The 21,267-nt window shown below is 65.9% G+C and carries 23 protein-coding genes; 10 read left to right on the top strand and 13 right to left on the bottom strand.

Going from position 1 to position 21,267, the window contains the following annotated elements; genetic code table 11:
- Nucleotides 1–142 precede the first annotated feature (142 nt).
- Nucleotides 143–703, bottom strand: coding sequence for an ATP-dependent protease subunit HslV (gene hslV, locus I6F31_RS28385; RefSeq protein ID WP_036003154.1), 561 nt, complete (start codon nt 701–703; stop codon nt 143–145).
- A 191-nt stretch (nt 704–894) separates the two neighbouring features.
- Between hslV and hisB the strand changes: the two genes are divergently transcribed.
- From hisB to I6F31_RS28425, 8 genes are all read left to right on the top strand, one after another.
- The gene (hisB, locus tag I6F31_RS28390) at nt 895–1,488 is read left to right on the top strand and encodes an imidazoleglycerol-phosphate dehydratase HisB (protein ID WP_036003156.1); all 594 of its coding nucleotides are present in this window, start codon (nt 895–897) and stop codon (nt 1,486–1,488) included.
- Nucleotides 1,489–1,552: 64 nt separating this feature from the next.
- On the top strand, nt 1,553–2,083 hold the full coding sequence (locus I6F31_RS28395; protein ID WP_036003159.1) for a DUF2628 domain-containing protein: 531 nt from the start codon (nt 1,553–1,555) through the stop codon (nt 2,081–2,083).
- A complete protein-coding gene (hisH, locus tag I6F31_RS28400; protein WP_036003163.1) occupies nt 2,080–2,730 on the top strand; it encodes an imidazole glycerol phosphate synthase subunit HisH in 651 nt (216 codons plus the stop codon). The genes I6F31_RS28395 and hisH overlap by 4 nt, the downstream gene beginning before the upstream one ends.
- Complete coding sequence (gene hisA / locus I6F31_RS28405) at nt 2,718–3,464, top strand: 1-(5-phosphoribosyl)-5-[(5-phosphoribosylamino)methylideneamino]imidazole-4-carboxamide isomerase (RefSeq protein WP_193375105.1); 747 nt, start codon at nt 2,718–2,720, stop codon at nt 3,462–3,464. The genes hisH and hisA overlap by 13 nt, the downstream gene beginning before the upstream one ends.
- A gap of 3 nt (nt 3,465–3,467) precedes the next feature.
- Nucleotides 3,468–4,241, top strand: coding sequence for an imidazole glycerol phosphate synthase subunit HisF (gene hisF / locus I6F31_RS28410; protein WP_018646048.1), 774 nt, complete (start codon nt 3,468–3,470; stop codon nt 4,239–4,241).
- A 102-nt stretch (nt 4,242–4,343) separates the two neighbouring features.
- Entirely contained in the window at nt 4,344–4,667 is a 324-nt protein-coding gene (locus tag I6F31_RS28415; RefSeq protein ID WP_036003183.1) for a phosphoribosyl-ATP diphosphatase, read from the top strand.
- A gap of 36 nt (nt 4,668–4,703) precedes the next feature.
- A complete protein-coding gene (gene coaA, locus I6F31_RS28420; RefSeq protein ID WP_036003185.1) occupies nt 4,704–5,660 on the top strand; it encodes a type I pantothenate kinase in 957 nt (318 codons plus the stop codon).
- A gap of 101 nt (nt 5,661–5,761) precedes the next feature.
- Nucleotides 5,762–6,001: a hypothetical protein gene (locus tag I6F31_RS28425; protein WP_036003274.1), complete on the top strand. Its 240-nt coding sequence runs from the start codon at nt 5,762–5,764 to the stop codon at nt 5,999–6,001.
- Between the two features lie 45 nt (nt 6,002–6,046).
- On the opposite strand, the gene I6F31_RS28430 is transcribed toward I6F31_RS28425, so the two are convergent.
- From I6F31_RS28430 to I6F31_RS28450, 5 genes are all read right to left on the bottom strand, one after another.
- Nucleotides 6,047–7,105, bottom strand: a complete 1,059-nt coding sequence (locus I6F31_RS28430; RefSeq protein ID WP_036003187.1) for an AI-2E family transporter — start codon at nt 7,103–7,105, stop codon at nt 6,047–6,049.
- Between the two features lie 71 nt (nt 7,106–7,176).
- Nucleotides 7,177–7,806 carry a histidine phosphatase family protein gene (locus I6F31_RS28435; RefSeq protein ID WP_036003189.1) on the bottom strand — a complete coding sequence of 210 codons (630 nt, stop codon included), beginning with the start codon at nt 7,804–7,806 and terminating at the stop codon, nt 7,177–7,179.
- Between the two features lie 84 nt (nt 7,807–7,890).
- Nucleotides 7,891–10,134, bottom strand: coding sequence for a PAS domain-containing hybrid sensor histidine kinase/response regulator (locus I6F31_RS28440; RefSeq protein WP_225186461.1), 2,244 nt, complete (start codon nt 10,132–10,134; stop codon nt 7,891–7,893).
- A 226-nt stretch (nt 10,135–10,360) separates the two neighbouring features.
- Complete coding sequence (locus tag I6F31_RS28445) at nt 10,361–10,828, bottom strand: hypothetical protein (protein WP_225186462.1); 468 nt, start codon at nt 10,826–10,828, stop codon at nt 10,361–10,363.
- A gap of 108 nt (nt 10,829–10,936) precedes the next feature.
- Complete coding sequence (locus tag I6F31_RS28450; protein WP_225186463.1) at nt 10,937–12,475, bottom strand: YifB family Mg chelatase-like AAA ATPase; 1,539 nt, start codon at nt 12,473–12,475, stop codon at nt 10,937–10,939.
- A gap of 228 nt (nt 12,476–12,703) precedes the next feature.
- On the opposite strand from I6F31_RS28450, the gene I6F31_RS28455 reads away from it, so the two are divergent.
- Nucleotides 12,704–12,949 (top strand): PilZ domain-containing protein, encoded by a 246-nt coding sequence (locus tag I6F31_RS28455; protein ID WP_018644993.1) that lies wholly within the window; start codon nt 12,704–12,706, stop codon nt 12,947–12,949.
- An 80-nt stretch (nt 12,950–13,029) separates the two neighbouring features.
- Nucleotides 13,030–13,827, top strand: a complete 798-nt coding sequence (locus I6F31_RS28460; RefSeq protein WP_128265741.1) for a tetratricopeptide repeat protein — start codon at nt 13,030–13,032, stop codon at nt 13,825–13,827.
- 119 nt (nt 13,828–13,946) lie between these two features.
- Here I6F31_RS28460 and I6F31_RS28465 read toward each other — a convergent pair whose 3' ends face one another.
- The 7 genes from I6F31_RS28465 to rsmI form a co-directional block, all read right to left on the bottom strand.
- A complete protein-coding gene (locus I6F31_RS28465) occupies nt 13,947–15,236 on the bottom strand; it encodes an AAA family ATPase (protein ID WP_225186464.1) in 1,290 nt (429 codons plus the stop codon).
- Nucleotides 15,233–15,964: a CpaD family pilus assembly protein gene (locus tag I6F31_RS28470; protein WP_225186465.1), complete on the bottom strand. Its 732-nt coding sequence runs from the start codon at nt 15,962–15,964 to the stop codon at nt 15,233–15,235. The genes I6F31_RS28465 and I6F31_RS28470 overlap by 4 nt, the downstream gene beginning before the upstream one ends.
- Nucleotides 15,965–16,013: 49 nt before the next feature.
- Nucleotides 16,014–17,531, bottom strand: coding sequence for a type II and III secretion system protein family protein (locus I6F31_RS28475; protein WP_036003211.1), 1,518 nt, complete (start codon nt 17,529–17,531; stop codon nt 16,014–16,016).
- 10 nt (nt 17,532–17,541) lie between these two features.
- Complete coding sequence (cpaB, locus tag I6F31_RS28480; protein ID WP_036003214.1) at nt 17,542–18,363, bottom strand: Flp pilus assembly protein CpaB; 822 nt, start codon at nt 18,361–18,363, stop codon at nt 17,542–17,544.
- A gap of 353 nt (nt 18,364–18,716) precedes the next feature.
- Nucleotides 18,717–19,661 (bottom strand): glutathione synthase, encoded by a 945-nt coding sequence (gene gshB, locus I6F31_RS28485; protein WP_036003217.1) that lies wholly within the window; start codon nt 19,659–19,661, stop codon nt 18,717–18,719.
- Nucleotides 19,662–19,671: 10 nt separating this feature from the next.
- Nucleotides 19,672–20,073, bottom strand: a complete 402-nt coding sequence (locus I6F31_RS28490) for a YraN family protein (protein WP_036003220.1) — start codon at nt 20,071–20,073, stop codon at nt 19,672–19,674.
- Nucleotides 20,060–21,010 carry a 16S rRNA (cytidine(1402)-2'-O)-methyltransferase gene (rsmI, locus tag I6F31_RS28495; protein ID WP_225186466.1) on the bottom strand — a complete coding sequence of 317 codons (951 nt, stop codon included), beginning with the start codon at nt 21,008–21,010 and terminating at the stop codon, nt 20,060–20,062. The genes I6F31_RS28490 and rsmI overlap by 14 nt, the downstream gene beginning before the upstream one ends.
- Between the last annotated feature and the right edge of the window lie 257 nt (nt 21,011–21,267).

Here is a 21,267-nt window from a genome sequence, read left to right on the forward strand (position 1 = left end):
TGCGGGAGAGGGTGTTTCCGCAATGGGCCAATCCCCCAGAGGGAAGAGCCCCCCACCCGGCGCTTCGCGCCGACCTCCCCCGCAAGCGGGAGAGGTTGCACCGACCGTGCGGAGAGGCACTCGGACAAATGACCCCTCCGCCCTACCCCGTAGCCAGGCTCTCGATCGTCAGATTCCGGTTGGTGTAGACGCAGATGTCCGCGGCGATGTCCAGCGAGCGGCGGACGATGGTCTCGGCGTCCTTGTCGGTGTCGAGCAGGGCCCGGGCCGCCGCCAGCGCGTAATTGCCGCCGGAGCCGATCGCCATCACGCCGGCCTCGGGTTCGAGCACGTCGCCGGTGCCTGTCAGCACCAGGGAGACGTCCCTGTCAGCCACGATCATCATGGCCTCCAGCCGCCGCAAATAGCGGTCGGTGCGCCAGTCCTTGGCGAGCTCCACCGCCGCCCGGGTCAGCTGCCCCGGATATTGCTCGAGCTTGGATTCGAGCCGCTCGAACAGCGTGAAGGCGTCAGCCGTGGCGCCGGCAAAGCCGCCGATCACGTCGCCCTTGCCAAGCTTGCGGACCTTCTTGGCATTGGACTTGATTACGGTCTGGCCGATCGAGACCTGGCCGTCGCCGCCGACCACCACCTTGCCGCCCTTGCGGACCGTTAGAATCGTGGTGCCGTGCCAGCCCGGCGAGCTGTTCTGGGAGTCCTGCATGAATACCTCACTGTCCGGCCTGATTTAGGCGGTCGGGACGAAGGGCACAACGGGCCGTTCCGGGCCGAATTTCGCTCACCATAGGCAGAAGTAGAGGTCCGGCCGGCCGTTCCCGCAGTAGCGAAGGTGTCATTTGGCTGTTAAGAGACTGGCGTTTTCGGCTCCCTAGCTAGGATGAAAGCCAGCTTTCAATGCGCACCGCGACGATCAAGCGCAAGACCAAGGAAACCGACATCGAGGTCTCCGTGAACCTCGATGGCACCGGCGTGGCCAATATCGCGACCGGCATCGGCTTTTTCGACCATATGCTCGATCTCCTCGCCCGCCATTCCCGCATCGACCTCACGGTCAAGGCGGTGGGCGATCTGCACATTGATTATCACCATACCACCGAGGACACCGGCATCGCGCTTGGCCAGGCGGTCAAGCAGGCGCTCGGCAACATGGCGGGTATCACCCGCTACGCCGGCGTGCACATGCCCATGGACGAGACGCTGACGCGCGTGGTGATCGACATCTCGGGCCGCCCGTTCCTGGTGTTCAAGGCCGACTTCCCCCGGCACAAGATCGGCGAGTTCGACACCGAGCTGGTGCGCGAGTGGTTCCAGGCTTTTGCCATCAACGCCGGCGTGACTCTCCACGTCGAGACCCTATATGGCGATAACAGCCATCATATCGCCGAGTCCTGCTTCAAGGGTCTGGCGCGGGCGCTCCGCGCGGCCGTGGCGATCGATCCGAAGGCGGCGGGCGAGATCCCCTCCACCAAGGGCTCGCTCGGCGGCTGACATCTTCCGTCTTGCGGCGAACGCTGCTGGCGGCATCACTGAATTTCAAGAACGGGGCATCACCATGCCTGTCTACACAGTTCACGCTCCCTCACCCGCAGGAGCCGACCCGCGCGCGACCGACAGGTTCGTGTTCGTGCGCGACGGCTTCCATTTCTGGGCGATGATCTTCGGTCCGTTCTGGCTGTTGTGGAATCGGCTGTGGCTGGCGCTGATCGGCTATCTGATCTTCCTGGTCGCGTTCAACGCGGGGCTGTCGAGCCTCGGCGTCGGGCGCTCCTCGATCTTCTTCGCCGATTGCATCGTCGCGCTGCTGATGGGCCTCGAAGCCTCGAGCCTGCGCCGCTGGACCTTGTCGCGCGGCAAATGGCGCCAGCTCGACATCGTCGTCGCCGACGACAGCGATACTGCGGAGCGCCGCTTCTTCGAGCGCTGGAGCCAGAAGCAGAACGGCAGCGCTGGCGATCAATGGGCCGTCGATCGCGGCGGCCCGCCGCCGACCCGCAATGTGCCGGGTCAGCCATTCTCGAACCCGCCGCCGCTTCCGGCCGGCGGCATCATTGGGTTGTTTCCAGAACCGGGAGGATCAAGGTGAGCGTCGCCATCATCGATTACGGTTCCGGCAATCTGCATTCCGCCGCGAAAGCCTTCGAGCGCGCCGCGCGCAGCCTGGAGAGCCCGCAAAAGGTCTTTGTTACCAGCGATCCGGACCAGGCTTACGAGGCTGACCGCCTGGTGCTGCCCGGCGTCGGCGCCTTTGCCGATTGCCGGCGCGGGCTCGATGCCGTCAACGGCATGGTCGAGGCCATCACCGAAGCGGTGCGCGTCAAGGCGAGGCCGTTCTTCGGCATCTGCGTCGGCATGCAGCTGATGGCGAGCCGCGGCAAGGAGCATGTCGTCACCGAAGGCCTGAACTGGATCGGCGGCGACGTCGAGAAGATCACGCCGCGCGATGAAAGCCTGAAGATCCCGCACATGGGCTGGAATACGCTGGACCTGCTGCAGGAGCATCCGGTGCTGAACAAGCTGCCGCTCGGTCCCAAGGGCCAGCACGCTTATTTCGTGCACTCCTACCATCTCAACGCCGCCAGCGAGGCGGACGTGCTTGCGCGCGCCGATTACGGGGGGCCCGTCACCGCGATCGTCGGCAAGGACACCGCCATCGGCACGCAATTCCACCCCGAGAAGAGCCAGCGCTTCGGGCTGGCCCTGATCTCGAATTTCTTGCGATGGAAACCGTGATTCTCTTTCCCGCGATCGACCTCAAGAACGGCCAGTGCGTGCGCCTCGAGCAAGGCGACATGGCGCGCGCGACCGTGTTCAATCTCAATCCGGCCGCACAGGCGCAGAGCTTTGCCGCGCAGGGCTTTGAATATCTCCACGTCGTCGACCTCGACGGCGCCTTCGCCGGCAAGCCTGTGAATGCCGGGGCCGTCGAGGCGATGCTGAAGACGATCAAGATTCCGGTGCAGCTCGGCGGCGGCATTCGCGATCTCGCGACCGTCGAAGCCTGGCTCGACAAGGGCATCACCCGCGTCATCATCGGCACCGCCGCGGTGCGCGATCCCGAGCTGGTGAAGTCCGCCGCGAAGACATTCCCCGGCCGCGTCGCGGTCGGGCTCGACGCGCGCGACGGCAAGGTCGCGGTCGAGGGCTGGGCCGAGACGTCGCAGGTCACGGTGCTCGAGATCGCCAAGCGCTTCGAGGATGCCGGCGTTGCCGCCATCATCTTCACCGACATCGCGCGCGACGGCTTGCTCAAGGGCTTGAACTTAGAGGCGACCATCGCGCTGGCCGATGCCATTTCGATTCCCGTGATCGCCTCCGGCGGCCTCGCCTCGATCGAGGACGTGAAAGCCATGCTGACGCCGCGCGCGAAGAAGCTCGCCGGCGCGATTGCCGGGCGCGCGCTCTATGACGGCCGGCTCGATCCCGCCGCCGCCCTCACCTTGATCCGCGACGCGCGCAGGAGCTGACCCATGTTCAAGGTGCGCGTGATCCCCTGCCTCGATGTCAAGGACGGCCGCGTCGTCAAGGGCGTCAACTTCGTCGATCTCAGGGATGCCGGCGATCCCGTCGAAGCCGCCATCGCCTATGACGCCGCCGGCGCCGACGAGCTCACCTTCCTCGACATCACCGCGACCCACGAGAACCGCGGCATCATGCTGGACGTGGTCCGGCGCACGGCGGAAGCCTGCTTCATGCCTGTCACCGTCGGCGGCGGCGTGCGCGAGGTCAACGACATCAAGACGCTGCTGCGCGCCGGCGCCGACAAGGTGTCGATCAACAGCGCCGCGGTGTCGCGGCGCGAATTCGTCAAGGAAGCCGCTGAAAAATTCGGCGAGCAGTGCGTGGTGGTCGCGATCGATGCCAAGCGCGTCAAGCGTCCGGGCGGCGACCGCTGGGAGATCTTCACCCATGGCGGGCGCAACTCGACCGGCATCGACGCGATCGAATACGCGCAGGAGGTGGTTTCGCTCGGCGCCGGTGAAATCCTGCTCACCTCGATGGACCGCGACGGCACAAGGCAGGGATTCGATATTCCGCTGACCCGCGCGATCGCCGACAGCGTTCCCGTTCCCGTGATCGCCTCGGGCGGCGTCGGCAATCTCGACCATCTCGTCGACGGTATCCGCGACGGGCACGCCACCGCGGTGCTGGCGGCTTCGATCTTCCATTTCGGGGAATTCACCATTCGTGAGGCCAAGGAGCACATGGCGCGGCGTGGGCTGCCGATGCGCCTGGATGCCTGACGACTCCGGTTCGTAACGATGCTAACATTGGCGGACGGGGATGGCCGCCGTGGCCAAATCTGTTGCCAAGCTTGCTTTCAAGCGTGTTTCCGAGTGAGTCCGATGCCGCGTTTCACGATCCATGATCTGGCCGAAACCATCGACGTCCGCGCAGCGTCCGGCGGCGAAGCATCCTATACCCGCAAGCTGCTCGACAAAGGCCCCGAGCATTGCGCCAAGAAGTTCGGCGAGGAAGCAGTCGAAACCGTAATCGCTGCAGTCGAAAACGATCGCGCGCATCTGATCGCTGAAAGTGCCGACCTGCTCTATCATTTCCTTGTGCTGCTGAAGGCGCGCGGCATAAAGCTGGAAGAGGTCGAGGCCGCGCTGGACAAGCGGACCTCGATGTCGGGGCTGGAAGAGAAGGCGTCGCGCAAGGGCGGCTAGGCAAGGGCGAATAGATCGCAACGGAAAGGCGGCGTCATGGATATCCGCGCACCCGAGCAGCAGTACAATCCCTACCGCGTTTATACGCGTGAGGAATGGGCGCGACTGCGCGACGATACGCCGATGACGCTCGAGCCGGGCGAGTTCGACCGGCTGCGTTCGCTGCACGATCGCCTCGACCTGCAGGAGGTCGAAGACATTTATCTGCCGCTGTCGCGCCTGTTGTCGATCTACGTCGATGCCATGCAGCGGCTGTATTACGCCGAGCGCCAGTTCCTCAACATCAGGGACCGCAAGGTGCCCTACATCATCGGCGTCGCCGGCTCGGTGGCGGTCGGGAAATCCACCACGGCACGCGTGCTCCAGGCCCTCTTGGCGCGCTGGTCGCCGCGGCCGAAAGTCGAGCTGATCACCACGGACGGATTTCTCTATCCCAATGCGGTGCTCGAGCGGCACGGCATCATGCAGAAGAAGGGTTTTCCGGAGAGCTACGATCTGCCGATGCTGCTCAACTTCCTCTCCGACATCAAGGCCGGCCGCCGCCACGTCCGTGCGCCGGTCTATTCGCATCTGACCTACGACATCGTGCCGAACCAATGGGCCGAGATCGACCAGCCCGACATCCTGATCGTCGAAGGCGTCAACGTGCTGCAGACCGGCAAGCTGCCGCGCGACGGCAAGGCGGTGCCGGTGGTTTCCGACTTCTTCGATTTCTCGGTCTATATCGACGCCGACGAGGCGGCGCTGCGGCAATGGTACATCAAGCGCTTCCTGGCGCTGCGCGACACCGCATTCACCAATCCAAAATCCTACTTCAACCGCTATGCTCTGTTGTCGGACGAGGAAGCCACCGCGACCGCGATCGCGATCTGGGAGCGTACCAACCTCGCCAATCTCGAGGACAACATCCTGCCGACCCGGCCCCGTGCGACGCTGATCCTCAAGAAGGGCGCCGACCACACGGTGGAGAGCGTGGCGCTCAGGCGGCTGTAATCGCCTTGGTGCCCGGGCCCTGCCCATTCGCGCAGAGTATCTTTTGATGCAGACCAACGATGGGTATTCCGCTATTCCTTGGAAAACGGCGGGGGCACACCATGGTTGATCGTCTCAGGAGCGCTGCGGAGCAGCTGGAAGCTCCGGTCTGCCCGGACTGCCATGTCGAGATGAAGTGGTTCCGCTCGGAATTGCTCACGGACGAGCCGACCCCGGTCATCGCGCATCTCTTCGTGTGCCCCCATTGCAAGCGCGCCGCGCAGGCAAATACCGTCTTCCGGGGAGGCCAGACGACGCCGGACAAGCTGTCTGCACCGCGCTTTATTGTCTCTGCTGCATGAGATTGCGCATCGGCCGGATCGCCCGCTCCAGGCCCGGCATGACGATCATTTCGGGGCCCCCTGTTTCGACTTCGAGACGACGAAGATGTGCCACGTCGTCAGAAACATTGCAGCGACGAGCGGGCCGATCACGAACCCGTTCGCTCCGAACGTCGCAAGGCCGCCCAGCGTGGCGAGCAGCACGATATAGCTCGGCATCTGGATCGACTGGCCGACCAGGATCGGGCGGAGAAAATTGTCCGCAAGGCCGATCACGAAGGTGCCGAAAGCGAGCAGGATGAGTCCCTTCGTGACCGAACCTGCCACAAGCAGGTAAAGCGCAACCGGAACCCAGACCAGCGCGGAGCCGAGCACCGGCAGCAGCGAGAGCAGCGCCATCAGCGCGCCCGCCAGCAGCGGCGCGGTGAGGCCGAGCAGCCAGAAGATGAGCCCGCCGAGTGCTCCCTGTATCAACGCGACGAGAACGATCCCCTTGATCGTTCCACGAACCGCCAGGGTGAAGACATCGAGAATTTCCGCGGTATGGTTCGGGCTCAGCGGGAGCGCCTCGCGAATGCGGGCATTGAGCTCGTCACCGTCGCGCAGCAGGAAGAACAGCAGGTACAGCATCACGAGCAGGCTTGCGACGAACTCCAGCGTCACCTGACCGATGTTGATCGCATGCCCGGCCAGCTGTTGTCCGGCAGGGACGACCAGACCCGACAGGCGTTCCCTCAGGGCCGAAAAATCGATGCCGGCCAGGCGGTCTCCGAGCGACACAGCCCAGGCGGGCAGCGCGGATTTCAGCTGCTGCAGGGGATGAGAGAGGCTGATCTCCCCGCTCTGAACGCGCTGATACAGCTCCCCGCCCTGGTCGATCAGCGACGCGATGATGACCGCCACGGGGATCAGGACCATGACGACCACCACGATGACGGTGACGAGGGCGGCAAGGTTGTGCTTTTCGGGCACGGATCTCAGCACCCGCCGATAGAACGGGGCGAAGATGATGGCCAGCAGCGTGGCCCACAACACGGCACCGGAGAACGGCCAAAGCACCCAGACGAACGCGACGGAGATCGCGCCAAGCAGGATGAGGAATGAACGGTTCTCCGATGTTCTCACGTGTTCGCCAGCTCTTCGCTCGTTCGCCAGATGATGTCCGTAGCACAACATCGTGGCGGAGCGGCAGGTCCTCACCTGCCCGCTTTCGCGATCCAATCCGCAAGCGTGATGCGCCCTGCGAAGGTGGCGGGGCCCGAGCTGCCGGCCTTGTAGACGAAGGCCTCGCCTTCCCCGACGTTGCCGGCGTCCTTGCCGAAGGCGTCGGCGATGTTGGTCTTGTGGGTGACCAGGACCGTGTTGGTGCCGGCCTGCGGCGGCGCATCGACGAGCTGACGCACGGCCTGCCCGGCCTTGGCATTGGCGCCGGTCGGGTTTGCCATTCCCGATGCGCTGGCGTTGCTGCTGTCGGTCAGGGCATCGACCGGCTTGACCTCACGGCCGGAGATCAGCTTGCCGGCCTCGACCGCGCGGTTCAGGCGGCTGGTGTAGACGTCGCCGATGGGGATCGCGAGGTCCTTGATTGCCGTCCCGAGCTGGCGCGCCGCGTCCCTGCCCTTCTCGCTGAGCTGACGCTGGGCGCTCATGTCGTCGAATTTGAAGGGATAGACATCCTTCTGGCTGTCGTCAGTCGCGGTGTGCCGGAAGATCAGGACGTAGCCGCCCTGCTTGAGCGACGAGATGAGGTCCGGTGTGTCGGCGGCTGCGTGGCGGGAGATTCCAGCCAGGAGAACAATCAGGGCGAGGCGGCAAAGCACGTTCATGCGCAAATCCTTTGGTTGCAAAATGCCCCCGGTGGGATCGTGACGCGCAACGCGCTCAATTTCAATTGCGATCGTCAGACGAGATCAGGTTCCCGTGAGATCCGGAACCGTCTGGTGCCGGGATGCGGCGAGGCCCGCCAGAGCCTCCTCGAGTTTCTCACGGTCGACCGGCTTGATCAGAAATCCGTTCATGCCTGCCTCGAAGCAGGCATAACGATCCTCCACCAGCGTGTTGGCGGTGAGCGCCAGGATCGGCGTCTGGGAATCGCCCAGCGCGGCCTCGTGCGCGCGGATGCGCTTTGTCGCCTCGATGCCGTCGAGCTGCGGCATCTGGATGTCCATCAGCAAGAGATCGTAGGGCGTGCCGGCCGATGACGCGGCGAGCCAGGATTCCAGCGCGGCCTCGCCATGGACGGCAATGACGACGCGATGGCCGAGCTTGGTCAGCAGCGAGCGCATCAGCAAGGCGTTGATTTCGTTGTCCTCGGCGACGAGAATCGACAGGCCTTTCGCCGGCGCGGGGCCGGCGGAGGCCGGCGGCGGCTCCGGCGCGAGATCGGGCGAGGCGACCTCCGGCGTCAGGGCAAGGCGTGCGGCGAGCGAGGCCGCGCGCAGCGGCTTCACCAGAAAGCCGGTGAAAGCCGGCGACAGCTTCTCGTGGCGCGAGCTCGACGTCAGCAGAACGAGGCGCTGCAAGGCATGCGCGCGGGCGGCCTCACCGAGCTGATCGGCCGCGGCTGGGCCGATCGCCCGATCGATCAGCACCGTGTGCCAGGAGCGTTCCGGCAGCAATGCTTCGGCGACCGCCGCATCTGCAACCAGGCAGGTCTGGCCGCCCCAGCGTTCGAGGCGCCGCGCGATGAGCGAGGCTTCGATGCCGTCGGCGACGAGGAGCATCGACTTGCCGGTGAGGTCGGGACTCGGAAATGCGGTCTGCCCAGCGCCGCCTTGCGACGGCGGAAGCGGCACCGCGACCTCGAAGGTCGAGCCCTTGCCCGGCTCGCTCGTGAGCGTGATCCGGCCGCCCATGCGCTTGACGATGCGCTCGCTGATGGCGAGGCCAAGTCCGGTGCCGCCATAGGTGCGGGCGACGCGCTCGTCGGCCTGCTCGAATTCGCGGAAGATGCGCTGCTGGGCTTCGGCTGCGATGCCGATGCCGGTGTCGCGAACCAGGAAGCTGATTTCGGTCGGCCAGATGCCGGGCTCGACGATCAGTGCCACGCCGCCGCTGCTCGTGAACTTGATGGCGTTGCCGGCGAGATTGAGCAGCACCTGGCGCAGCCGTGCGGCGTCGCCGACCACTTCGAGCGGCAGGCGCTCGTCGACATAGGCGGCGATCTCGAGCGACTTCGCCTGCGCGCGGGGCGCGAGCAGCTCGGTGATCTCCTCGACCAGGGTCGAGAGCGCGAAGGGACGTTGATCGAGGTCGAGTTTGCCGGCCTCGATCTTGGAATAGTCGAGCAGCTCCTCGATTAGCGCCATCAAGGCTTCGCCCGAGGTCTTCACCGCCCTGGCATAGGTCGCCTGCTCCGGCGTCAGATCGGTGTCGAGCAACAGGCCGCCCATACCGATGATGCCGTTCAGGGGGGTGCGGATCTCGTGCGAGGCCATCGCCAGGAAGCGCGACTTGGCGCGGTTGGCGGCGTCGGCCTGGTCGCGCGCGTCGGACAATGCGCGCTCGGTCTCGGTGCGGTCGGTGACGTCGCGTCCGACGCTCTGCAACTCGGCGGGCTGGCCGGCATCGAGGCGGACATAGCCCTCGCGCCAGGCGATCCAGCGCGCGCCGAGCGGGGTTGCGATCTTCTGGTCGTGGATGCGCGTGCCGCTGCTCTCGCGGGCACTGTCGCCCTGCTCCAGCACGTCGAAATCGAATCGCGTGCCGACCAGCGCGCTGCGCGCCTGTCCCGCGAGCGCGCAATAGGCCTCGTTGGCAAAGGTGATGCGGCCGTCGGTAGCGCGCAGCACGATGAGGTCGCCCTGCTGCTCGAACAGGCTGCGGGCGCGCTCTTCCGCTTCCTTCAGCTCCCAATTGCGGTCGATCAAGGCTTCGTTGTGGGCGGCGAGCGTCCGCAGCCGCTTATTGACGAAGCGCAGACGCATGCTCAGCGTCGCAAGGCCGAGGCAGGCGAGCGCGAACAGGAAGCTGGCGCCGATCGCAAAGGTGTGGGGATCGTAGCCGGAATTGTCGGACCGGCTGCCGGAGACGAAACCATAGGCGCCGCCGAACGTCGCCGAGAAGATCATGAAGGAGCGGATCGCGAAAGCGAGCCTCGGATGCCGTCGCCTGAAACGACGCATGCGCACCTTGATCCGGAACGTCCGACCCATCGCAACCGACCCTTGCCTGAAACCCCGCCGCCGCGTGCGACGATGGCCCGCCGACCTTGCGAACAAATTGCGGCGGTGGCGCCGCCTCCGAACAGGGTTGACGAGACGTTAACGGGTCAGAGCATGATCCGGACCGAAGGGCCGCGTTAGCGAAAGTGTGCAGCGGTTTTCCTTCGCGACAAACGCGGAACGCGTTTGCGCGGAGATCATGCTCAAACACAAAGCTCTAAAGCGATGCCGCCTGGAAGCGGCCATGGCGGCCGCGGGCGCCGACGATCAGCGCCGCCGCCTCGCGCGGCGAGAACGTCTTTGAGCGCACATAGATGCGGTAATCCGCCGGTCCTTCGCTGGAGAGATAGACCACCTGGCCGCCGTCGACCGGCTGCGCGGCGATCGAGACGAGACGCGTCGAAGGGCTGGCCTGGCAGGTGTCAGGCTCGGAGCCGAGGCCGTCGTCGACCACGGCAAAATCCGCGGCGTCGGCATCCTCGGTGATCTGAACCCGCACCGTTGCCCGCGCGGGATCGTCGGTGAAGGCGACATGCACACCGGCGGTCCAGAACAGCGAGGTGAGCTCGACCGATGTGTCGCCCAGCGCGATGCAGGGATGCGACACCGATCCGATCTCGGCGCGGGCGAACACCGCAGCCGCCAACAGGGGAACAGCCGAGGCCAGGAACTTGAAACGCAACATGACGCTCTACTCGCTAGGCCCCGGGAACTCACAACCGAAACGCGTCGGGCCTTATGGTTTGCAGAGCGTAAAGGAAAGTCGTTACCGCCGGGTTGATGCGCGGAATGATCAAGCCAGCTGGCGCACATCCTCCGCGAGTGCGCGGTACGACAGCGCTTCGGCGAGGTGCAGCCGGCCGATCTTGTCGGCATGGTCGAGGTCGGCCAGCGTGCGCGCCACCCGCAGCACGCGGTGATAGCCGCGCGCCGACAGGCGCATGGTCTCCGCGGCGTCGCGCAGCAGTTTTTGGCCCTGCGCGTCCGGCTTTGCGATCTCCTCCAGCACGGAGGCGGGGGCTTCAGCATTGGTGCGGACATGGGGCAGGCCTGCATCCGCATAGCGCGCCAGCTGGATGTCGCGCGCCGCCGCCACGCGGGCAGCGACCTCGGCCGATCCTTCCGACGGCGGCGGCAGGATCAGGTCGGCGGCCGTCACCGCCGGCACCTCGATGCGCAGATCGATGCGGTCCATCAGCGGACCGGAGATGCGCGCCTGGTAATCGCCGGTGCAGCGGTCGATGCGGCCGCGCTTGCAGGCATAGCCGGGCTCAAACGCATTGCCGCAGCGGCAGGGATTCATCGCCGCGACCAGCATGAAGCGGGCAGGGTAGGTGACGCGATGATTGGCGCGCGACACCGCGACCTCGCCGTTCTCCAGCGGCTGGCGCAGCGAATCCAGCACGCGCGGATCGAACTCCGGCAATTCGTCGAGGAACAGCACGCCCTGATGTGCCAGCGAGATCTCGCCGGGCTTGGCGCGCGCGCCGCCGCCGGTGAGCGCGGCCATGCTGGCGGAATGGTGCGGCGAGCGGAACGGGCGCCGCGCCGTCAGCGCGCCGCCTTCGATCTCGCCGGCGACCGAGGCGATCATCGAGACCTCGAGCAGCTCGCTCGGCGACAGCGGCGGCAGGATCGAGGGCAGGCGCGCGGCCAGCATCGATTTGCCGGCGCCCGGCGCGCCGATCATGAGCAGGTGGTGCCCGCCGGCGGCCGCGATCTCCAGCGCGCGCTTGGCGCTTTCCTGGCCCTTGATGTCGCGCAGGTCGAGCGGCGAGACGGCGGCCTCGTGCACCTTCGGCGTCGGCCGCGACAGCACCTGCGTGCCCTTGAAATGGTTGGCGATCTGGATCAGCGAGTGTGCGGCAATGATCTGGATGTCCGGGCTCGCCCATGCCGCTTCGGAGCCGCAGGACGCCGGGCAGATCAGACCTTCCTCGCGCATATTGGCGCCGATCGCGGCGGGAAGGACGCCGGCCACCGGCGCGATCGAGCCGTCGAGGCCGAGCTCGCCGAGCACGGTGAAGCCGGTCAGCGCATCCGGCGGGATGGCGCCGATCGCGGCCATCAGCCCGAGCGCGATCGGCAGGTCGTAATGGCTGCCCTCCTTCGGGAGGTCGGCCGGGGCCAGATTGACGATGATCCGCCGCGCCGGCAGCGCCAGCCCCGAGGCGATCAGCGCCGAGCGCACCCGCTCGCGCGCCTCCGACACCGCCTTGTCCGGCAGGCCGACGATGGCAAAGGCCGGCAGGCCGGGCGCGACCTGCACCTGCACGTCGACCGCGCGGGCCTCGATCCCCTCAAAGGCGACGGTAGAAACCCGCTGAACCATGCCGAACCAGCCTGCCCTTTGCTGCAATTAGGGGTAGCAGAGCGCGGCCGTTTCCGCAAGAACAATACGGGAACAATCGCTTGGCGGCCGGTCAAATCCTAACCAATCGTAAACGCAGCCCAGACACTACGTCTCGAATGCCCCCTTCTCTCCTCAGCACATTCCAACGAATGTCCGCTACTCCTAGGGCTGCGGGATGGGCCGTGGTCTAACGGGTGAACAGTTCAAATGCTTGCAAATCGCCGGAGAAGCGAACGTCGGGTGTGCAGCCGTCTCGCCAAGATTCATTTTGGCGCGGGCTCGCTGCCGCGGGATTGCACGATCACGGACATTTCGGATGGCGGCGTGAAAGTGGTGGCGGAATTTCTGGAAGTGCCGCCGCAATTCACCATCATCTTCGCGCCTGATTATTCCCGCCAATGCCGCCTGCGCTGGCGCATCGGCTGCGAATTCGGCGCCGAGTTCGTCGACTGAACCTCAACAGGCGCGCCTCCTTAACGGGACTTTAGCGTTAATGGGTAAGCATCTCTGATCAGTTGCCGAGTGATCAGAGTATGCCCAAGCGTTCGTTCCTCGCCTTATCCCCGGCGGGATATCTGTGTTCCGCCGTCCTGATCCTCGCGCTCGGCGGCTGTCAGACGGCCGGCATCGACGACGTCACCGGTGCGCTCGGCGGCAAGCGGGAGTCCGCCGCCAAGCTTGACGGCAAGTCCGACAGCAAGGCCGACCCCACGCCGGAGATGGACGCACTTCGCGAGCGTTATCGCGCCAAGCCGAGCGATCCCGCCATTGCTCTCGAATACGGCAAGGCGCTGCGTGGCAGCGGCCAGCGCGCGCAGGCGGTCGCAGTGCTGGAGCAGGCCGTGCTCGCCCGTCCTGGCAACAAGGCGCTGCTCGCCGGCTACGGCCGCGCGCTCGCCGACAACGGCAATTTCCAGCAGGCCTTCGACGTCCTCGGCCGGGCGCATTCGCCCGAGGATCCCGATTGGCGCATCCTGTCGGCGCAGGGCGCTGTGCTCGACCAGCTCGGCCGCAACGAGGAAGCCCAGCAATATTACGCCGCGGCGTTGAAGATCGTGCCGAACGAGCCGACCGTGCTGTCCAATCTCGGCCTGTCCTACATGCTGCAGAATAATCTATCGAAGGCGGAACAGGTGCTCGGCCGCGCCCATCAGCGCAATCAGAACGATGCGCGGGTCCGCGCCAATCTGGCGCTCGTGCTGGGATTGCAGGGTCGCGAGGCCGAGGCCGAAATCCTCGTCAAGGCAGATCTGCCGCCGGACCAGGCCGCGGCCAAGGTCGCGGCGCTGAAGCAGCTGCTGGCGAAAAAGCAGCAGCGGGCGGACAGGTAGTCCGCCCTAGAGCATGATCCGGACCCGAAGGGCCGCGTCAGCGCAAAGTGTGAAGCGGTTTTCCCTCGCGACAAACGCGGAAGGCGTTTGCGCGGAGATCATGCTCAAATAAGCCGCGCCTACGACGCCTTGCGATGCGGGGCCGAGCTGCGTCCTGACTTGCCCTTCAGCTTCTTCAAAAGCGGCTCGAGCAGCGAGCGCTTCGGCTTCTTCACCTCGCCGCGGCCGGCGAGGCGGTTCGCCATATTCTGGAACAGAACGGTGGTGCGGTGGGTCCTGGAGACCTCCGCGATCATCTGGCCGTTATTGGCCGCGGTCGAGAACAGTTTCGAATCGAACGGGATCACCGCGATCGGCTGGCTCTCCATGGTCTTGGCGAAGGCCTTGACCTCGATCTCCGCACGCTTGTGCATGCCGACCTGGTTGAGGCAGTACAGCGGCGGCCGGTCGTTCGGTCGCGCCGCCTTCAGCACGCTCAGCATGTTCTTGGTGTTGCGTAGATTGGCGAGATCGGGCTCGGCCACGATCACGATGTCGTCGGCGTTCACCAGCGCGCGCCGGGTCCAGCCGGACCATTGATGGGGCACGTCGAGCACGATGCAGGGCGTCGTCATGCGCAGCGTGTCGAACACGGCATCGAAGGCTTCGGCACCGAAATCGTAGACGCGGTCGAGCGTGGCGGGCGCTGCCAGGAGGCTGAGGCGATCGGTGCATTTGGCGAGCAGGCGCTCCATCAGCGCCGTGTCCGGCCGGTCCTGCGACAGCACCGCGTTTGCGATGCCCTGCACCGGATCCTGGTTGTAGTCGAGGCCCGCGGTGCCGAAGGCGAGGTCGAGATCGATCACGACGGAATCGAGCGAGAGATCGCGGGCGATGGTCCAGGCCAGATTATGCGCGACGGTGGACGCGCCGACGCCGCCTTTGGCGCCGACCACGGCGATGACGCGGCCGGTGATGATGGCTTCCGAGGCCGAGAACAGGCTGCAGATCGAGCGGACCACGTCGATGGTTTCGACCGGGCCGACCACGTAGTCGTTGACGCCGCGGCGCACCAGCTCGCGATAGGGCGCGGTGTCGCTGGGGCTGCCGATCACGACCACGCGTGTGCCGGGATCGCAGACGCCGGCGAGGTCGTCCAGTCCTTCGAGGATGTCGCGCGTGCCGTCGGACTCGATGACGATCACGTTCGGCGTCGGCATCGATTCATAGGCTTCGATCGCCGCGGCGAGGCCGCCGTCCTTGGCGCTGAGATGGGCCTTGGCGAGCCGGCGATCCTGGCCAGCCGCCGTCACCGCCTTGAGCGTCTGCTCGGTCTCGCAGAAGGCTTGCACCGAAATGCGAGGAACCGGCGCGATGTGTTCCTCGGGGTGCTGCGGATCGTCCGCGTCTTCGTCGTCGATGCCTGTCATTTGGCGGTATCGCTGAGTTTGGCCTTGTCGGATTCGGGATAGGTGGTCGTCGTCGTCGTGCCCTTGCGATAGCGATCGAACGCGATGTCGCGCCGTGCGGTATAGGCGGGCGTCTCGGCGCGCGGTTGCTCGAGGTCAGCCGGGTTGTCGATCATCGCGGCGAGATTGCGCTGGCTGGCGCAGCCCAGATTGAAATAGGGGCGGTTCTCGGTGTAGCCGGGGTTGAGGATGTTGGGACCGACGTCTTCGGGCCACAGCCCGCAGGGGCCGGCGACCGCGGTGATCTTGGAATAGCTCAGGCGGATGGTGGGCAGCAGCCCGGGATCATCAGGGCGATAGGGCCGCTGGACGATGGCGCGCGACGGCACGCCGCCGGACATGAGCACCGAGCGGATCTCCTGATAGGTTGCGGCGGCCGCGCGCGAATTGGCGGTGTCGACCGGCACATCGACGACGACCGAGCCGGTGCCTTCGCGCATCCAGTCCCGCGCGATGCCCGCGACGTCCGAATGCTGCGCAGCCGAGAGGCCGCCTCTGCTCTTGCCGACGAAGATCACGATCGACTTCTTGCCTTCCTGCACCGCAATCGGATGGCGCTGGCGATAATCGGTCGGCACCGTCTGGGTGACGATCTCGGTGGTGTTGCAGGCGCCGAGCATGACGGAGAGGCCCGTCAGTGCCAGCGCGAGCCGCAAATTGCGACGTCGATCGGCTGATGTTGTCCTCATCCCCTGATCCCTCCTGCCCCTGCCTTGCCCGGTCCCCAAACCGTTCGTCTCAGTCGATGATGAAGCCGAAATCGCCCGGCGTGCCGGCCACCGGATCGACACGGCTCGCGATGCCGTAGAGGCGGTTGACCCGGCCGAGCAGCGCCCTCTGTGCGTCCGAGGCCGGCGCGAAGCCGTCGTCGGGCCGCGACAATTCCTTCTGGGCAACCGCGCGCACCACATAGGGCGTCACGATCACCATCAGCTCGGTCTCGTTGTTGACGAAGTCCTGGCTGCGGAACAGCGCGCCAATGATCGGCACCTGGTCGACACCAGGCAGTCCGTTGATCGCCTGCTTGGTCTGCTGCTGGATCAGGCCAGCCATCGCCATCGAGCCGCCCGAGGGAATTTCCAGGGTCGTTTCGGCGCGGCGGGTCTGGATCGATGGAATGGTGATCGAGTTGGTCGAGGACCCGGTCACGGCCTGCGTCAACGTGATCGAGTTGGTGTTCGACAGCTCCGAAACCTCGGTCATCACGCGCAGGCTGATGCGGCCTTCGCTGAGCACGACCGGGGTGAAGTTCAGGGAGATGCCGAACTTCTTGTAGGTGACCTGGGTGGTACAGACGTGAGTGACCGGATCGCAGGCGTAGCCCCCGGGAATCGGGAATTCGCCGCCGGCGATGAAAGTGGCGGATTCGCCCGAGATCGCGGTCAGGCTCGGTTCGGCCAGGGTCCGCATAACGCCGGCGCTTTCCATTGCCCGCATCGTGGCGTTGACGGTGGCGACGCCCTTGGCGAGGCCGGTGACGCCGAGCCCATTGCTGCTGACGATCGGTCCGCCAGAGACCGAGAACGGGTTGGAGTTGTTGAAATTCACCACCGCCGTGCCGGCATTCAGGCTGGCGCTGAGATCGACGCCGAGCTGCTTGACGATGTCGCGGCGCACTTCGCCGACCACGACCTTGAGCATGACCTGGTCGCGGCCGCGCACGACGATGTTGTTGACGACCTTGTCCGCGCCGCCGACCAGCTTTGCGGCGACGTCGCCGGCCTGCTGGGCCTCGACCGGGCTCGACACCGAGCCGGTCAGCATCACGCTGTCGCCGACGCCTTCGATCTGCACGCCCGGCAGCGACTGGCGCAGCGCCGAACGCATGCCGTTGAGGTCGCGCTTCACCGCGATGTCATAGGAGGCGACCTGCTGGCCGTCGGCCGCGAAGAACACGACGTTGGTCTGGCCCACCTGGCCGCCGATGATATAGGCGCGCTGGGCCGAGCGGATCACCGCATTGGCGATCTTGGGATCGGCCACCAGCACGTCCTTGACCTCGCGCGGCAGGTCGATGACGACGGACTTGCCGATGCCGAGCGACAGAAAACGCGACCGCGCCGGTGCGATCGTCCCAACCGACGATAGGCCGAGATCCGATGCCTGCATCGGCGCCTGGTCGCCGACCGGCGCCTCCGCAGCGCTGAGGACGCCGGGAGCCGCGAGCAGCCCCAGCATCAACATCGTCCCCATCAGGAACGAGCGCGCGCGCTTCCCCCGAATGCGCAGGCCCGTCCGATCACCCCCATAGTTCATGCTGTCCCCATCACTTCTGTGACGTCAGTTGTCGTGCCTGGACGCCGTAACGGATTACGTTCACGCCGCCCGGGCGCTTGATCGCCTGGTCCTCGGGCGTGCCGTCGACTGCGTTGGCATCGACGATGCTGCGCAGCGCGAGTGTCAGAGTGCCGCCCTGCCGTGCGGCCGAAAGCGTGGCGATCTGGTCGGGCCGCAGCTCGAGCGTGACGGTCTTGCCGACGACCGCGTTCTGGCCCTCCTTTTCCTTCGGAGCCTGGTCGATCGCGAGCACGCGGATGTTGGTGAGAATGACCTCGGACAGGATGAGGTCGTTACCCCCGGTCGGGCCGTTGGTGTTGCCGCCGTCCGGATTCTTCAGCCGGCGGGTCAGGACGATGTCGACGCGGTCATTCGGCAGGATGAAGCCGCCGGCGCCGGTCTCGGCTGAAATCTCGGTGGAGACGGCGCGCATCCCGGACGGCAGGATCGCGGCCATGAAGCCGGAGCCTTCGGCCTTGACCAGCTTCTGCTCGCGGATCGGCTCGCCCTGCATCAGCGGCACGCGCGCGATCGAGCCCGCGATCTGGGTCGGGGCCTCGGGCCTGCTGTCGCGGCGGATGAAGGCGCTGCTGGCGGTTGCCGCGGGCCAGGCCTGCCATTGCAGGTCCTCGGGCTTCACGGCCTGGCCGAGCTGGATGTCGTTCTTGGCGATGAGGACCTCGACCGTCGGCAGCTTCTCGGCGACGGGCAGGACGGCCGCGGGCGGATTCTGATAGCCGCTCGCCAGATACGCAGCGACGCCGCCGGCGCCGAGAGCGATGACGAGGACGATAATGCGTGCGGTATTCATACGCTTCTACTCTTACGCGGGGCACTCGAACCGCACCTGGCGTGTTCCCCCGCATCGATGAGTAGGCAGCAAAAGTATAAGGGGTGTTGCGAGGCCGAACGCGATCGCCGGCCGCGATGCTGGTTTTCGGCAGATGGTGAACGCGGCGTTATTGGGTCGGCCAACGGCCCCGTAGTTTCACGTACGGCGGCGCGTGCGTTCACACGAAGCGCGCGCCGTCATGGTGAACGGGTGGTTAGTGATGGGAAAGGCTCGAAGTCGCTCGTCATCGCAGTGTGCACGAGGCTCGTCCAGCTATGCAGGACGAGCACCTCAGGATGACGGTGAAAAATTGAGGCCTGCGTAGCCTGAAGCTATTTCTTCCGCTTCGCTTCGATCACGTCCCAGATCTTCGCCGCGACATCCGGGCCGCCGAGCCGCGCGATGGCGCGGATGCCGGTGGGTGAGGTCACGTTGATCTCGGTGAGGTTGCCGTTGATGACGTCGATGCCGACGAACAACAGGCCGCGCTCGCGCAGCGCCGGGCCGACGGTGGCGCAGATCTCGCGCTCGCGCGGCGTCAGCTCGGTCTCCTGCGCCGCGCCGCCGCGCACCATGTTGGAGCGGAGGTCGTCGGCAGCCGGTACGCGGTTCACCGCGCCGGCGAACTCGCCGTCGACCAGGATGATGCGCTTGTCGCCGTGCTTCACCTCCGGGATGAATTGCTGGATCACCCAGGGCTCTCGGAACGTCACCGAGAACATGTCGAACAGCGAGCCGAAATTCATGTCCTGCGGCATCACGCGGAACACCGCCGCGCCGCCATGGCCGTGCAGCGGCTTCATGACGACCGCGCCGTACTTGTCGCGGAACGCGTTGATCTCATCCAGGTCGCGCGAGATCAGCGTCGGCGGCATCAGCTGCGGAAAATTCATCACGAACAGCTTTTCCGGCGCGTTGCGCACCGAGGCGGGATCGTTGACGACCAGCGTCTTCGGATGGATGCGCTCGAGGAAATGCGTCGAGGTGATGTAGGCGAGGTCGAACGGCGGATCCTGGCGCAGCAGCACCACGTCGAAGCCGTTCAGCGCCTCGCGCTTGGGCTCGCCGAGGGTGAAATGGTCGCCGGGCTCGTCGCGCACGGTCAGGAGCTGAACCGGCGCGACCAGTTCCTCGCCGACCATCGAGAGCTTGTCGGGCGTGTAATAGGACAGGCCATGGCCGCGCTTCTGCGCCTCCAAGAGCAGCGCGAAGGTGGAATCGCCCTTGATGTTGATGCGGGCGATGGGGTCCATCTGGACGGCGACGTTCAGTTTCATGGGCTGCCTTTCAGGTCGAGGCGTCGAATGCCGCCAACACATGGCGCGGAAGCGAGCGCGGCGCAATCAGCATGGCGTCGAATCGCAATTCGAATTCGGCATGCTCGGGATGCGCTGCGAGCCAGCCTTGCGCGGCGTCGATGATGCGCTGCTGCTGGCGCGGCGTCACGGCGAATGCGGCCTCGTCCAGCGTGGCGCGGGCCTTGACCTCGACGAAGGCGATCAGGTTGCGGCGCCGCGCCACGATGTCGATCTCGCCATGCGGGGTGCGGTAACGTTTGGCGAGAATGCGGTAGCCCTTGGCCATGAGGTAGGCGGCGGCGCGGCTCTCCGCGGAAATACCGGTCTGGAACGCCGCGACGCGCTCGGGCGACGCGACCTTCGGTTCCGCAGGAATCTCAGTCTTCGCCATCGCTGCCCCGCGAGTCCTTTGCGAGCTCGAGCGCGCGGGCATAGACCTCGCGGCGCGGACGGCCCGACAACGCGACCGCGTGCGCCACGGCATCCTTGACGCTGTGCGCGGCAAGCTGCTCGCGCAACAGACTATCGAGCGCGTCCGATGTCAGAACCTCGGCGTCGGCCGCGGGCGGAGCGATCACTAGCACGAATTCGCCGCGTGTCTCCAGCGTTGCAGCCTCGCGCGCCAGCTCGCTCAGCGTTGCGCGCGAAATCTCCTCATGCAGCTTGGTCAGCTCGCGGCAGATCGCGGCCTCGCGCGGCCCCATGATCTCGGCGAGATCGGCCAGCGTATCCTGCACGCGGTTGCCTGACTCGAACATCACCAGCGTCGCGTCAATGCGGGCGAGCTCGGTGAGACGGCTGCGCCGCGCGGCTGATTTCGCCGGCAAGAAGCCTTCGAAGAAGAAGCGGTCGGTCGGCAGCGCGGCGACCGACAGCGCGGCCAGCACCGAGGACGGGCCGGGCAGCGCATACACCGCATGGCCGGCGGCGCAGACCTCGCGCACCAGCTTGAAGCCGGGATCGGAGATCAGCGGCGTGCCGGCGTCCGACACCAGCGCGACCGAGCCGCTTTGCCCGAGGGCTTCGAGGATTTTGGGACGCGCGGCCTCCGCATTGTGCTCGTGATATGGCTTGAGCTGGGCCGTGATCGCATAGCGCTCGGTCAGGCGGCGCGTGATGCGGGTGTCCTCACAGGCGATGACGTCGACGCCGGCGAGCGTCTGCAGCGCCCGCAGGGTGATGTCGCCGAGATTGCCGATCGGGGTCGCGACCAGATGGAGGCCCGGCGCGGCCTTCGGCGCCGCGAGCCGATGGGCATCGATGGAGAAACCGCGCGAGGCGGCGTCTTGAGCTTCAGGCGTATTTATCGGGGCCGGCTTTGCACGCATAATGGAGCCAACTTAGGCACGATCGCTAAGGCTGGGAACCGGCTCGCCGAAAAAGATCGTGCCCAAAGATCGTATCCAGGTGAGGGGCGAGGAACGGACGGGAATGTGATCGGTCGAGATCGCGCCGGGAGGCAGGAGGGGCCCTCGCGCCATATTCGCGACGGAAACGCCGCCTTGATGAGTGAATGAGTGACGGCGAAGAGCTGCCGGGACGGGATTGCGGCCGCGTTAAGCGGTTGTTATCCTTTTGTTTTGGT

The organism is Bradyrhizobium sp. NBAIM01 (genome assembly GCF_020194115.1).
Lineage (GTDB): Bacteria > Pseudomonadota > Alphaproteobacteria > Rhizobiales > Xanthobacteraceae > Bradyrhizobium > Bradyrhizobium yuanmingense.